The sequence below is a fragment of the Nocardioides dubius genome, from assembly GCF_039528155.1.
Lineage (GTDB): Bacteria > Actinomycetota > Actinomycetes > Propionibacteriales > Nocardioidaceae > Nocardioides > Nocardioides dubius.
Map to the genome: position 1 here is coordinate 197,119 of NZ_BAAALG010000001.1, position 13,190 is coordinate 210,308.

A 13,190-nucleotide genomic window follows, 5' to 3' on the forward strand; every position below is an offset into this window, starting at 1 on the left:
GTTCCAGGTCTAAGGTACGGAGTACCGACAATTCTTTCTCGACCTACCCGGTCGAGCCCGAGGAGGGAACAGCATGGAGCGGATCGGCGTCGTCGGATGCGGGCTCATGGGGGCCGGCATCGCAGAGGTGTGCGCACGCGCAGGCAAGGACGTGGTGGTCGCCGAGTCGTCGCCGCAGGCCGTGGCCGCCGGTCACGCCCGCCTGGAGAAGTCGCTGCAGCGCGCCGAGGCCCGCGGCAAGATCGACTCCGCCGCCGATGTGATGGCCCGGATCCGCGTCGTCGAGGACCTGAACGAGCTCGCCGACCGCGACCTGGTGATCGAGGCGATCGTCGAGGACGAGACCGCCAAGACCGACCTGTTCCGCCAGCTCGACAAGATCGTCACCTCCCCCGACGCGATCCTCGCCTCCAACACCTCCTCGATCCCGATCATGAAGCTCGGCGTGGTCACCTCGCGCCCCGAGCGGGTGCTCGGCATCCACTTCTTCAACCCGGTGCCGGTGCTGAAGCTGGTCGAGCTGGTGCCCTCCATCGTGACCGCCAAGGAGGTCACCGAGCTGGCTCGCGAGTTCGTCGAGAACGACCTCGGCAAGTCGGCGATCGACTGCCAGGACCGGGCCGGCTTCGTGGTCAACGCGCTGCTGATCCCCTTCATCCTCTCCGCGATCCGGATGTACGAGTCCGGCTTCGCGAGTGCCGAGGACATCGACAACGGCCTGGTGCTGGGCGCTGCCCACCCGCAGGGCCCGCTCGCCCTCGCCGACCTGATCGGCCTGGACACCACCAAGGCCGTCGCCGAGTCGCTGTACGAGGAGTTCAAGGAGCAGCTCTACGCCGCTCCCCCGCTGCTCAACCGGATGGTCGACGCCGGCCTGCTCGGCCGCAAGACCGGCCGGGGCTTCTACACCTACGACGCACGCTGAGAACGGGGAACACCACGCATGGCTGGCAACAAGGACTTCGACCTCTACCGCACCTCCGAGTTCCATGAGGAGCTCCGGGATGCGGTGCGCGCGGTCTGTGAGGCGCGGATCGCGCCGCACGCGGCCGACGTCGACGAGAACGCCCGGTACCCGCAGGAGGCGCACGACGCGCTGATCGAGACCGACTTCTTCGCCCCGCACGTGGGCGAGGAGTACGGCGGCGTCGGCGCCGACGCGCTCGCCACCTGCATCGTGATCGAGGAGGTCGCCCGGGTCTGCGGCTCCTCCTCGCTGATCCCCGCCGTCAACAAGCTCGGCTCGATGCCGCTGATCCTCGGCGGCGACGAGGACCTCAAGAAGAAGTACCTGACCCCGCTCGCCAAGGGCGAGGCCGGCTTCTCCTACGGCCTCTCCGAGGCGCACGCCGGCTCCGACACCGCGGCGATGAAGACCAAGGCCCGGCTCGACGGCGACCACTACGTGCTCAACGGCCAGAAGTCGTGGATCACCAACGCCGGCGTCTCCGAGTTCTACACCGTGCTCGCGGTCACCGACCCCGACGGCCCGCGCGGTCGCAACATCTCCGCCTTCATCGTGGAGAAGTCCGACGAGGGCTTCACCTTCGGTGAGAAGGAGAAGAAGATGGGCATCAAGGGCTCCCCCACCCGCGAGCTGCTCTTCGACAACGTGCGGATCCCCGCCGACCGGATGATCGGCGAGCCCGGCACCGGCCTGCAGCTCGCGCTGCGCACCCTGGACCACACCCGGGTCACCATCGGCGCCCAGGCCGTCGGCATCGCCCAGGGCGCGTTGGAGTTCGCGACCAACTACGTCAAGGAGCGCCAGGCCTTCGGCAAGCGGATCGCCGACTTCCAGGCCCTGCAGTTCATGCTCGCCGACATGGCGATGAAGGTGGAGACCGCACGGCAGATGGTCTACGTGGCCGCCGCCAAGTCCGAGCGTGAGGACGACGACCTCGGCTTCTACGGTGCCGCCGCCAAGTGCTACGCCTCCGACATCGCGATGGAGGTGACCACCGACGCCGTGCAGCTGCTCGGCGGCTACGGCTACACCTCCGACTTCCCGGTCGAGCGGATGATGCGCGACGCCAAGATCACCCAGATCTACGAGGGCACCAACCAGATCCAGCGTCTGGTGATGGCGCGCAGCGTGCTCGCCCGCTGATCCAGGTCCGCGGCACAGCGCCGCTCAGCGGATCGGCTGGGCGGCGCTGCGCAATTGCGGGCGCGCGGTGAGGGCATAGATCAGGGTGCCCAGGGCACCCAGCACCACCATCAGCAGGATGTGCACCACCTGGTTCTGCCCAGCTGCCTGCCAGACGCCGGTCGGGGTGCGGACGGCCTCGATGAGGAGCACCAGCCAGACGATGAAGATCGCGGCGAAGGCGAAGATGAGCAGCAGGATCACCATCAGTTCGACCATGCTCGGAGGCTAGGCGAGATCCGGCCTCCGCGCACCACGAACGGCATGCTCACCCAGGAGGCAGCACGACCGTCCAGCTGATCGCCTTGCTGGCAACGACTCCGGCGTCCGCGCTGACGGCGGTGAGTGCGCCCGCGGGCAGCGCCAGCCGGTCCCCCGCCACCGAGGTGAGCAGCCCGCCGCCGCTGCCCTGGGTGGCCCCACGCGAGGTCACCGGGGCCGGAAGGGTCCAGCCGTGCGGCGCGGAGACCTTGTCGGCCCACAGCCAGAGGGCAGCGCTGCCGGACGCGGGCACGCTGGCGGCCGGTGCCGCATGGACCGCGGTGCTGCCGGGCTCGGCGCGCCCGGTCGCCACCGGCACGCCTGCACTGCGGTAGGCCACAAGATGCGTGGCCGCCTTGGAGTAGGCGTCCAGGCTGACGCGCACCGTCGTTCCGGCCGCCCCGGCAGGCGCCGCGCGGGTCAGCACCCACGAGCGCACGTCGACGCCGTCGGAGACCACGCCGAGGCTGCTCCACCCGGCGGGGACGGTGATCGCCCCGGCCCGGTTGAGGGTGACGATCATCAGCAGTCGATCCCCGGTCTGTACCGCGGCCGGCACCACCACCGCGGTCTGCGTGGTGTTCGCGTTCTGGGCCGCCCCCGCCACGAAGGCGACCTCGCCACCGACCGGCGGCTCGTCGACGTCGAAGGAGATCGTCGCGCTGTGGGAGGCACCGTCGTCGTCGGTGACCGTCAGTGTCGCCTGGTGGGCGCCGGGGGTGAGCGTCCGCGTCACCTCGACCCCGCTCGCGGTGCCGCCGTCGTCGAATGCCCAGGCCCAGTTGACGATCTGGCCATCGGCGTCGGTCGATGCCGCACCTGAGAACGTGCACGAGGTGCCGTCGCAGGAGACCGCCGCACGGGCCACCGGCGGCGCGTTGGGGGCAGCCTGGTCGGCGACCAGGACCACCGAGTAGGCAGCCCCTCCGCCGCCGGCCGCCACCGCGTCCGCAACGCCCGGCACCTGCACCGCCAGCGGCCGATCGACGGTGGTGCCGTCACCGATCTGGCCGGCGCCGTTCTCGCCCCACGCCATCACCCGGCCGTCGGCGAGCACCGCCTGGGCATGGTCGCGCCCCGAGCCGATCGAGACCGCGCCGGCGACGTTGCGCACCGCGACCGGGCGGGTGCGCTGGGTGGTGGTGCCGTCGCCCAGGTTCGCCCGGTAGTTGCGGCCCCACGACGAGACCGTGCCGTCGGCGGCCCTGGCCAGCGAGTGGTGCGCTCCCGCCGCCACCTCGACCTGCCCTGCGCCCACCACTTGCGCAGGGATCAGTCGATCGGTCGCCGTCCCGGCGTTGCCGAGGCCCAGCTGGCCGTAGTCGTTGGAGCCCCACGACCAGACGCTGCCGTCGGTGCGCACCGCGAGCCCATGATCGCGCCCGCCCGCCACCTGGACCACGTTGCTGAGCCCGCTGACCGCGACCGGCGTCAGGCGTCGGGTGGTGCTGCCGTCGCCGACCTGTCCCTCGTCGTTGCGCCCCCACGCCACCACGGTGCGGTTGGCGCGGATCGCGTACGCCATGTCGCGCCCCCCGGCGATCCCAATCGCGTCATTCAGGCCGCTGACCGGCACCGGGGTGCGGCGCAGGGTCGTGGTGCCGTCGCCGAGCTGGCCGTCGGCGTTGTAGCCCCAGCTCCACACCCGGCCGTCGGCACCCAGCGCCATCGAGTGGTTGTGCCCGGTCTCGACCGCGACGATCTGGCTCAGCCCCGGCACCTGGGCGGGCGTGCTCCGGTTCGCGGTGCCGCCGGTGCCGAGCTGCCCGTGCTGGTTGCTGCCCCAGGTCCACACGGTGCCGTCGGCGCGCAGCGCGACAACATGCTCGCGGCCGCCGTGCAGGTCGACGACGTCGTCGAGGCCGACCGCGGCCGGGGTCAGCCGCGACGCCGTGCCACCGGTGCCGAGCTCGCCGTAGGAGTTGCCGCCCCAGGTCCACGGCGTGGCGGGCGGGGCGGCCTGCGCCGGCGGGACGCCGATGCCCACCCAGGAGACCGCCACCAGTGCCACGGCGATCGCCGCCGACACCGTGGCGCGCACCCGCGCTCTTCCCCGCTCCACGTTGCGACGCTATGAGCCGGCGGCGAGCGGGGCATCCCGGAATCTGGGGAAATGCCGCGCCGGCCGAGCGCTAGGCGAGGGTGTCGCGCAGCTCCCGCTTGAGCAGCTTGCCGCTCTGGTTGCGGGGCAGCTCGGGAACCGTGACCACCCGCTTGGGCAGCTTGAACGGCGCCAGCGACTCCCGGGCGTGGGCGATCAGCTCGGCCTCGGTGACGCTCGCCCCCTCCTTGACCACCACGACCGCGGTCACCGCCTCGATCCACTTGGGGTCGGGAGTGCCGATCACCGCGACCTCGGCGACCGCCGGGTGCGTGTAGAGCACGTCCTCGACCTCGCGCGAGGCCACCAGCACGCCGCCGGTGTTGATCACGTCCTTGATCCGGTCCACCACCGCGAGGTAGCCCTCGGCGTCGCGGACCACCAGGTCGCCGGAGTGGAACCAGCCGTCGCGGAAGGCCTCCTCGGTCGCGGTGGGATTGTTCCAGTAGCCCAGGCAGAGCTGCGGCGAGCGGTAGAGCACCTCCCCCGGCGTCCCGGGCGCGGCGTCGTTGCCCTCCTCGTCGACCACCCGCACCTCGACGAAGGTGACCGGACGGCCACACGAGTCGGGCCGCTCGGCGTGCTCCTCGGGACGCAGCACGGTGGCCAGCGGACCGATCTCGGACTGCCCGAAGCAGTTGTAGAAGCCGAGCTCGGGCAGCTCACGGCCCAACCGCTCGCGGACCGGGACCGGCATGATCGAGGCGCCGTAGTACGCCTTGCGCAGCGAGGCGAAGCGCTCCGGGCGGTAGTCGGGGTGGTTGACCAGCGGCACCCAGACGGTGGGCGCGAGGAAGAGCGCCCGGTGCTGGTTGGCCTCCACCAGCGCGATCAGGGCGCCGGCGTCCGGGCGCGGCAGCAGGTGGTTGCTGGCGCCGACCATCAGGTACGGCAGCAGGAACACGTGCATCTGCGCCGAGTGGTAGAGCGGCATGCAGTGCAAGGGCGCGTCGTCGGCGTCGAAGTCGAGGGCCAGGACCGACGACAGGTACTCGTGCATCAGGGCGCGGTGCGTCATCATCGCGCCCTTCGGTGCCGAGGTGGTGCCGGAGGTGTAGAGCAGCTGGACCAGGTCGCCGTCGGCCACCTCGACGTCCAGGCTGGGCACCTCGCCGGAACGCCAGACCTCCAGGACGGCGTCCTCGCGGCCGTGCAGCACCAGCACCTGCTCCACGGCGGTGTCGGCCCGCACGCCCTCGACGGCGTCCGCGAGGTCGACGTCGACCAGCGCGATCCGGGCGCCGGAGTCGGCGAGCAGGTAGGTGAGCTCGCGTCCGGTCAGCGCGTAGTTGACCGGCACGTGCACCAGCCCGGCGCGGGCACAACCCAGGTACGCAAGGAGATAGGCGTCGGAGTTGGCACCCACCGTCGCGACCCGGTCGCCCTTGGCGAGGCCAAGGCTGAGCAGGTGGGCCGCTGCCCGGCTGGTCGCCTCATCCAGCTCGCGGTAGGTCCAGCTCCGGTCCGCGAAGGTCAGGGCCACCCGATCGGGCTGCCGACCGGCGCTGCGGCGAATGATCGAATCGACGGTGTTCCCACGGGGATCGCTCATGGCCCGAGCCTAGCCAGCGGGTGAGCACCGCCACCCTCGGTGCCGTCGTCCCCCCCGGGTACGTGGGCGGTGCGTGACCGGGAGCGGCAGGTCTCGTTGAAGAGTCCATGCGAAGGACTGCTGCGCTCTGTGCCCTGCTGACCGCTGCCACCTGGGGCGTGATCGCCAGCGATGGCGACCCCGCCCGCCCGCAGCCGGCACCGGCTGCAGCCGCTGTGCCCGCCGCGGCGTCGGCGCCCGTGGAGGCGGCCGCCAAGCCCCGCAAGAAGCGGCTCCGCAAGCGGGAGGTGATGGTGATCGGGGCGAACTGGGGCGGTACCGCCACCATCGCCGACGCCCACACCTACCGGCCCCTGCGCACGCTGAACATCGTGCCGGACAAGGCCGAGGAGATGCAGCAGATCTGGACCAACCCGTTGCGGCTCGCGCTCTACCTGCTGATCCAGCAGGTGATCGGCCAGGGCCACGACCAGCTGGTCGACGACCTGTTCACCACCCGCGACGGCAACCTGGTCGCGGTCTCCCGCCCCAGCTTCGGCGACGTCGTGTGGATCGACCTGGCCAGCAACAGGATCGTGGCCGAGCAGCAGATGGAGGGGTTCCGCACCGACCACATGGAGGTCTCCCCCGACGGCAGGCGCCTGCTGGTCTCCGACTCCACCGCGAAGAAGGTCCACGAGTACGTGCTCGGCGGACGCGGCAACCCCAACACCGGCAAGAAGCTGCGCACCTTCGCCTCCGGCGAGACCCCGCACGAGTCCAACTACATCGACGGCGGCAAGCGGATCGTGCACGCCAGCATCGGTCGCGTCTACACGCCCCTGGACGCCGGCGAGCTGGGCGAGCTCGGCAACGTGATCAAGGCCGACCGCTGGTTGCAGATCGTGCGCAACTCCGACTTCAAGATCCTGCAGCGCTGGGACCTGGGCAAGGAGCTCGCCGAGGCGGGCTACCCGCAGATGAGCTCGGCGGTGCGGCCGATGGCGATCTCGCCCAACGAGCGCTACCTCTACCTGCAGGTCTCCTTCTTCCACGGCGTCGTCGTCTTCGACACCCAGGGCAGCGACCTCAACGACAAGGTCGACTACACCCTCGGCGGCGTGCCCGAGCCGCGCACCGGCCGCGTCCTGCGCCTGGTGCCGCTGCCGATCAAGGAGTCGGTGAGGACCATGGCCCGCGAGGAGTACGTGCTGGACTCCGCGCACCACGGGATGGCGATCAACAAGGGCGGCACCAAGCTCTGCGTCGCCGGCACCATGTCGGACTACGGCGCGATCGTGCGGATCGGCAACCTGCGCACCGGCGCCTGGCGGCACAAGGTGTTCAACGCCGGCCTGAAGCCCTACTGGGCCACCACCAGCCCGTACTCGAACACCTGCTGGATGTCGATGAGCGGCACCGACCAGGTCGTCGTCTACGACTACAAGCGGGAGCGGATCGTCGGCCGGGTGAACACCGGCGACCATCCGCAGCGGGTCCGCGAGGGGCACGTCAGCGCTCGGGTGCAGCGCGCCTGGCGGAGGTAGCCCGCGCTCAGCCGAACCAGGTGGGCACGGCGGCCCGGAAAGCCGCCGGTGCCAACCGCCCCGCCCCCTCGGGGAGCACGGCCACCAACGGCACCCGGCTGCCGCGGGGCAGGTCCTCGCGGTTGCAGCGCTCCGCCAAGCCCGGGTGCTGCGGCCAGGAGCCGATGACCAGTCCGGCCGGCTCGATCCCCTTGTCACGCAGGGCGAGCGCCGTCAGCTCGGTGTGGTTGAGCGTGCCGAGCCCGGCCCGCGCCACGATCATCACCTCGAGGGCGTCGCCGTCGCCCAGCCGATCCCGCAGTTGCACCGCCAGGTCCAGCAGCGTGCCGCCGTCCCCATCGAGCCGCACCAGCAGCCCACCGGCGCCCTCCACCAGGACCAGGTCGTAGCCGGACGCCGCAGCGCGGATCCGCTCCGCGTGCTCGGCGACCGACGGGAGGGCGACCTGCTGACGGCGCGCGGCGGTGTCGGGTGCCAGCGGGTCGTCGAGGGCGACCAGCTCCACCGCCTCGACCCCGGCCAGGCGGATCACCTCCGCACAGTCGGCCGGGTCCGGGTCAGCGCCGCCGATCCCGGTCTGCACCGGCTTGAGGACCAGTACCCGCTGCCCGTCCGCGCGGGCGTGCGCGGCCAGGGCTGCGGTGGCGACCGTCTTGCCCACCCCGGTGTCGGTGCCGGTGACCAGCACGATCCTGCTCATCGATGCTCCTTGACGACGTCGACCAATGTGGCAACGGCATGCTGCCAGTCGACCTCGCCGATCCCGGCACTGGCGGTGACCCGGAGACGGGAGACGCCGTCGGGCACCGAGGGTGGGCGGAAGCAGCCCACCCGCAGCCCGCGGCCGGCGGCTGCGGCCTGTGCAGCAAGGGCGATCGCCGGCGAGCCGAGGGGAACCGAGAGCACCGCTCCGGCAGGAGCCGGGACCGCCAACGCGGCGGCCAGCTGCTGGACCCGGTGCCGGACCAGCGCGCCGAGCTCCGGGCGCCCGCGGATCACCCGCAGCGCCGCCAACGCTCCCGCGGTCGGCGCCGGAGCCAGCCCGGTGTCGAAGATGAACGGGCGGGCCCGGTTCACCAGCTGCTCGCGGACCGCGGCCGGTCCGAGGATCGCACCGCCCTGCGCTCCCAGCGACTTGGACAGGGTGGCGCTGACGACCACGTGCGGAAGCCCGGCCAGCCCGAGCGTCGCCACCAGGCCCGCGCCGTGCACGCCGACCCCGTGCGCCTCGTCGACGACCAGCAGCGCGCCGAACTGCTCGGCGAGTGCCGCCAGCTCCTCAAGGGGCGCGGCGTCGCCGAGCACCGAGTAGACCGACTCGACCAGGATCAGCGCCCGCTCGCCGTCCGCCCGCGCCTGGAGCAGGGCATCGCGCACCGCACCGACGGCGTTGTGCGCGACCACGCTGAGCCGTGCTCGGGAGAGCCGGACGGCGTCGATCAGCGAGGCATGGATGTGCGCGTCCGAGATGATCCGGGTGTCGCGGTCCGCCAACGCGGTGACCACCGCGAGATTGGCGTGGTAGCCGGTGGAGAGCACCAGCGCCGTGGGCTGGCGCAGGTAGCCGGCGAGCTCGGTCTCGAGCTCGGCGTGCAGGGACAGGGTTCCGGAGACCAGCCGGGAGGCGCTGGCGCCGGCACCCCAGGCCACCGCGGCCTCGGCCGCCGCCTGGCGCACCTCCGGGTGCTGGGCAAGGCCCAGGTAGTCGTTGCCGGCCAGGTCGAGCCCGGTCTCGTCGAGTCGACGCTCGCGCAGCCGGCGGGTCAGCCCCGCCGCCTCGCGCTCCTCGGCCTGCTCGGCCAGCCAGCGCTGCCACCCGCTCATCCGGCCCGCACCGCCGCTTCGACGCCCCGCACCAGCCGGTCCAGCTCCTCGTCGCTGGTCACGTACGGCGGCATCACGTAGACCAGGTCCCGGAAGGGCCGCAGCCAGACGCCCTGGGCCAGTGCGGCATCGGTCGCGGCGGCGACCTCGACGCCATGGTCGAGCTGGACGATCCCGACCGCGCCGATGGTGCGGACGTCGGCAACGCCCGGCAGGCCGCGCAGCCCGGCAAGTCCGGCACGCAGGGCGGTGCCGATGCGCTGCACCGAGGCGGCCCAGTCGCTGCTGGTCAGCAGGTCCAGGGAGGCGGACGCGATGGCGCAGGCCAACGGGTTCGCCATGAAGGTGGGCCCGTGCATGATCACGCCCGAGTCGCTGGCCGAGACGCCCTGGGCGACCTCGTCGCTGGTGAGGACGGCCGCCAGCGAGAGGTAGCCACCGGTCAATGCCTTGCCCACACAGAGGATGTCGGGGACGACCAGCTCGGAGGCGAAGAGTCGCCCGGTCCGTCCGAAGCCGGTCGCGATCTCGTCGAAGACCAGGACCAGCCCGTGCTCGTCGGCCACCTCGCGGAAGGTCTCCAGACAGGCCGCCGGGTACGGGTGCATCCCGCCGGCGCCTTGCAGCAGCGGCTCCACGATGATCCCGGCCAGCTCGCCGGCATGCGCCGCGGCCACTGTCCGGAACGCGTCGGCCCACGCCGCGATCTCCCACGCGCCGGCGTCCGCACGCGGCGGCTGCGGCGCGAAGACCTGCTCCGGCAGCATGCCGCGCCACATCCGGTGCATGCCGCCGAGCGGGTCGGTCACGCTCATCGCATGGAAGGTGTCGCCGTGGTAGCCGCCCAGCACGGTGAGCATCCGGGTGCGCTCGGTGCGCCCGCACCCCCGCTGGTGCTGCAGCGTCATCTTGATCGCCACCTCGACGGCGACGGAGCCGCTGTCGGCGAGGAAGACGCGCTGCAAGGGCTCCGGCGTCATCGCCACCAGTCGTCGTCCGAGCTCGACCGCCGGAGCATGGGTGAGGCCGCCGAACATCACGTGGGCGAACTCATCGAGCTGGGCGTGCGCGGCGGCGTCCAGGACCGGGTGCCGATAGCCGTGGATCGCCGACCACCACGAGGACATCCCGTCCACCACCTCAGCGCCGTCGGCCAGCCGCAGCCGGGCCCCGGCGGCGCCGACCACCTGACGCACCGGTGCCGGGTCGGCGATCGAGGCATAGGGGTGCCACAGGTGCTCGCGATCGAAGGCGAGGACGTCGTCGCGGGTGACGAGCATGTCAGGCGTTGGCCGGCGTGGCGGTGCCCGCGCCGCGCTGCCGGATCGAGGGCTCGCCGAGGGTCTCGTGCGACGTCTCCTCCTCGGCCCCGAGGACGACGAACCCGTTGTCGCGGATCATCTCGATGTCGCGCTGGGCCTCCTGCCCCTCGGAGGTCAGGTAGTCGCCGAGGAAGAGCGAGTTCGCCACCTGCAACGCGAGAGCCTGCAGCGAGCGCAGGTGCATCTCCCGGCCGCCGGCGATCCGGACCTCCCTGTCAGGGCAGACGAAGCGGGCCATCGCGAGGATCTTCACGCACCGGGTGGGGGTGAGCTCCCAGGTGTTCTCGAAGGGGGTGCCGTCGAAGGGCATCAGGAAGTTGATCGGGATCGAGTCGGAGTCCAGGTCGCGCAACGCGAAGAGCGCCTCCACCAGCTGCTCGTCGCTCTCCCCCAGGCCGGCGATCAGGCCCGAGCACGGCGAGAGCCCTGCCGTCTTGGCCCTGCCGATGGTGTCCACCCGGTCGGCGTAGGTGTGCGTCTGGACGATGGCGTCGTGGTGCGAGGCCGCCGTGTTGATGTTGTGGTTGTAGGCGTCCACCCCCGCGCCGCGCAGCCGCTCGGCCTGTCCCTCCTTGAGCAGCCCGAGGCAGGCACACACCTCGACGTCGGGGTACTCCTGCTTGAGCGCCTCGGTCATCTCGGCGACCTTCTCGATGTCGCGATCCGACGGTCCGCGGCCCGAGGAGACCATGCAGACGCGGGTCGCTCCCCCGCGGAGGCCGGCGCCTGCCTGATCGAGGGTCTCGTCCTTGGAGAGCCAGGAGTACTTGAGGATCGGCGCCTGCGAGCCGAGCGCCTGGGAGCAGTAGTTGCAGTTCTCCGGGCAGAGCCCGGACTTGAGGTTGACCAGGTAGTTGACCTTGACGGTGTTGGCGAAGTGCGCGCGGCGCAACCGGGAGGCCGCGGCGACGAGGGCGACCAGCTCGGCGTCCGGTGCTCGGAGGACGGCGAGGGCGTCGGCCTCGGTCGCAGCGCCTCCCTCGAGGATGCGGCTGGCCAACTGGTCGAACTGCGTGGTCATCTCGACTCCTGACGGGGCACGGGTAAAGAACTGAACGGTGTTCAGGTCGGCCTGATGCTAACCGGATCGGCCGGGATGCACCACCACCGGCCGGGCTGCTGCGGCGTCCCGCCTACGATGGGAGCACCCGTCCTGCCGACCCTGGAGCCCCGATGGCGAGTGCGACCTCCGCGCCTGTGCGCGGCGCCGGGCTTCGCGCGCTCCGGGGCCTGGTGACCGGCGGCGTGGCCGGGATCGGGGCGCTGATCGCCCACCTCGCGGCCGGCGGCAGCGTCGCCGTCATGCCGGGGCTGATGGTCGGCCTGATCACCCTGCCCGTGGCCGTCGCCACGGCTAGGTCCGACCGGGCGGCGCTGCCCCGGATCACCCTGGTCGCGGTGCTCGCGCAGGCGGTCGGCCACTACTCGCTCACGATGGCTCCGGCGACGCCCGACCACGGACATCACGGCGGCTCCGTCGGCATGCCCGCACTGATGCTGGCCCTGCACGCTGCCGTCGCGGCGGCCACCGTCATCGTCGCCCTCGGCTTCGACCGCGCGCTGGTGGAGCTCGCCCGCGCGACGCTGTCGCGCCTCTTCGCGATGCCTGCGCCCCTCGGCGTCGCCGTCCCGGCTGCCCGGCAGACGGCCGTCGGCCGTGCGCTGGTGCTCCGTGATCGCCTCACCTCCGGCCGGGTCGGCGCACGTGCCCCGCCCGGGCTGCTCTCTCCTTCACTCCTCACCGCCCCGCGCTGATCGGCTCCCGGTCAGCTGCTGCGCGACGTCGTCCGACCTCGCGTGCGGGCGCGGTCCTCCCCTGCGCGCCCTGGCGCGCCCATCGAACGGACCCCTGATGAAGAAGCAGATCCTGACCGCGGCCCTGGTACTGGGCCTGGCCACCACCCTCGCCGGATGCGGCGACGACGAGAGCACGGACGCCGGCAACGGCTCGCCGAGCAGCAGCGCCACCACCACCAGCACCGACGAGGCCGGCTCGCTGCGGGTCACCGACCCGTGGGTCAAGGCCGCCGACAGCGGGATGACCGCGGCCTTCGGCGTCCTGACCAACACCGGCGACGAGCCGGTGGTGGTGACCGCGGCCTCGACCACGGTCAACGCGATGACCGAGCTGCACGAGACGATCCAGAACGACGACGGCTCGATGGCGATGCAGCCGAAGGAGGGCGGCTTCACCGTGCCCGCCGGCGGCACCCTGGAGCTGGCCCCCGGCGGCAACCACATCATGCTGATGGAGCTGACCCAGAAGCTCGAGCCGGGCACCGACGTGGAGATCACCCTCACCCTCGGCGACGGCAGCACCGCCGTCGTCCAGGCGACTGTGAAGGCGTTCGACGGCGCCGACGAGAAGTACCAGGAGGGCTCGCACTGATGTCCGGCGGTCCTCAGTGGGGCCGCCGTCAGCTCCTGCGCACCGGTGCCGCCCCTCTCCCCCGCG

The 13,190-nt window shown here is 72.0% G+C and carries 12 protein-coding genes; 5 read left to right on the plus strand and 7 right to left on the minus strand.

The window, feature by feature from the left end; genetic code table 11:
• Positions 1-73 precede the first annotated feature (73 nt).
• Both ABD151_RS00890 and ABD151_RS00895 read left to right on the plus strand, forming a co-directional pair.
• Positions 74-925 (plus strand): 3-hydroxybutyryl-CoA dehydrogenase, encoded by an 852-nt coding sequence (locus tag ABD151_RS00890; RefSeq protein ID WP_343990317.1) that lies wholly within the window; start codon positions 74-76, stop codon positions 923-925.
• A gap of 18 nt (positions 926-943) precedes the next feature.
• Positions 944-2,110 carry an acyl-CoA dehydrogenase family protein gene (locus ABD151_RS00895; protein WP_343990320.1) on the plus strand — a complete coding sequence of 389 codons (1,167 nt, stop codon included), beginning with the start codon at positions 944-946 and terminating at the stop codon, positions 2,108-2,110.
• 24 nt (positions 2,111-2,134) lie between these two features.
• On the opposite strand, the gene ABD151_RS00900 is transcribed toward ABD151_RS00895, so the two are convergent.
• From ABD151_RS00900 to ABD151_RS00910, 3 genes are all read right to left on the minus strand, one after another.
• Complete coding sequence (locus ABD151_RS00900; RefSeq protein WP_343990323.1) at positions 2,135-2,368, minus strand: hypothetical protein; 234 nt, start codon at positions 2,366-2,368, stop codon at positions 2,135-2,137.
• Positions 2,369-2,417: 49 nt separating this feature from the next.
• Positions 2,418-4,472, minus strand: coding sequence for an RCC1 domain-containing protein (locus ABD151_RS00905; protein WP_343990326.1), 2,055 nt, complete (start codon positions 4,470-4,472; stop codon positions 2,418-2,420).
• Positions 4,473-4,542: 70 nt separating this feature from the next.
• Positions 4,543-6,063 carry a fatty acyl-CoA synthetase gene (locus tag ABD151_RS00910; protein ID WP_343990329.1) on the minus strand — a complete coding sequence of 507 codons (1,521 nt, stop codon included), beginning with the start codon at positions 6,061-6,063 and terminating at the stop codon, positions 4,543-4,545.
• Between the two features lie 107 nt (positions 6,064-6,170).
• Between ABD151_RS00910 and ABD151_RS00915 the strand changes: the two genes are divergently transcribed.
• Positions 6,171-7,589 (plus strand): YncE family protein, encoded by a 1,419-nt coding sequence (locus ABD151_RS00915; protein ID WP_343990332.1) that lies wholly within the window; start codon positions 6,171-6,173, stop codon positions 7,587-7,589.
• A 7-nt stretch (positions 7,590-7,596) separates the two neighbouring features.
• Here the strand turns inward: ABD151_RS00915 and bioD are convergent, their stop codons facing one another.
• Genes bioD through bioB form a run of 4 tightly spaced genes read right to left on the minus strand, consistent with a single transcriptional unit; the run spans position 7,597 to position 11,756 of the window.
• On the minus strand, positions 7,597-8,289 hold the full coding sequence (bioD, locus tag ABD151_RS00920; RefSeq protein ID WP_343990335.1) for a dethiobiotin synthase: 693 nt from the start codon (positions 8,287-8,289) through the stop codon (positions 7,597-7,599).
• Positions 8,286-9,413: an 8-amino-7-oxononanoate synthase gene (locus ABD151_RS00925; RefSeq protein WP_343990338.1), complete on the minus strand. Its 1,128-nt coding sequence runs from the start codon at positions 9,411-9,413 to the stop codon at positions 8,286-8,288. Before ABD151_RS00925 ends, bioD begins: the two co-directional genes overlap by 4 nt.
• Complete coding sequence (locus ABD151_RS00930; RefSeq protein WP_343990341.1) at positions 9,410-10,693, minus strand: adenosylmethionine--8-amino-7-oxononanoate transaminase; 1,284 nt, start codon at positions 10,691-10,693, stop codon at positions 9,410-9,412. The genes ABD151_RS00925 and ABD151_RS00930 overlap by 4 nt, the downstream gene beginning before the upstream one ends.
• 1 nt (position 10,694) lies before the next feature.
• Positions 10,695-11,756, minus strand: a complete 1,062-nt coding sequence (bioB, locus tag ABD151_RS00935) for a biotin synthase BioB (protein WP_343990344.1) — start codon at positions 11,754-11,756, stop codon at positions 10,695-10,697.
• A gap of 152 nt (positions 11,757-11,908) precedes the next feature.
• Between bioB and ABD151_RS00940 the strand changes: the two genes are divergently transcribed.
• Both ABD151_RS00940 and ABD151_RS00945 read left to right on the plus strand, forming a co-directional pair.
• Positions 11,909-12,490, plus strand: a complete 582-nt coding sequence (locus ABD151_RS00940; RefSeq protein ID WP_343990347.1) for a hypothetical protein — start codon at positions 11,909-11,911, stop codon at positions 12,488-12,490.
• A 97-nt stretch (positions 12,491-12,587) separates the two neighbouring features.
• Positions 12,588-13,124 (plus strand): copper chaperone PCu(A)C, encoded by a 537-nt coding sequence (locus ABD151_RS00945; protein ID WP_343990350.1) that lies wholly within the window; start codon positions 12,588-12,590, stop codon positions 13,122-13,124.
• Positions 13,125-13,190 lie beyond the last annotated feature (66 nt).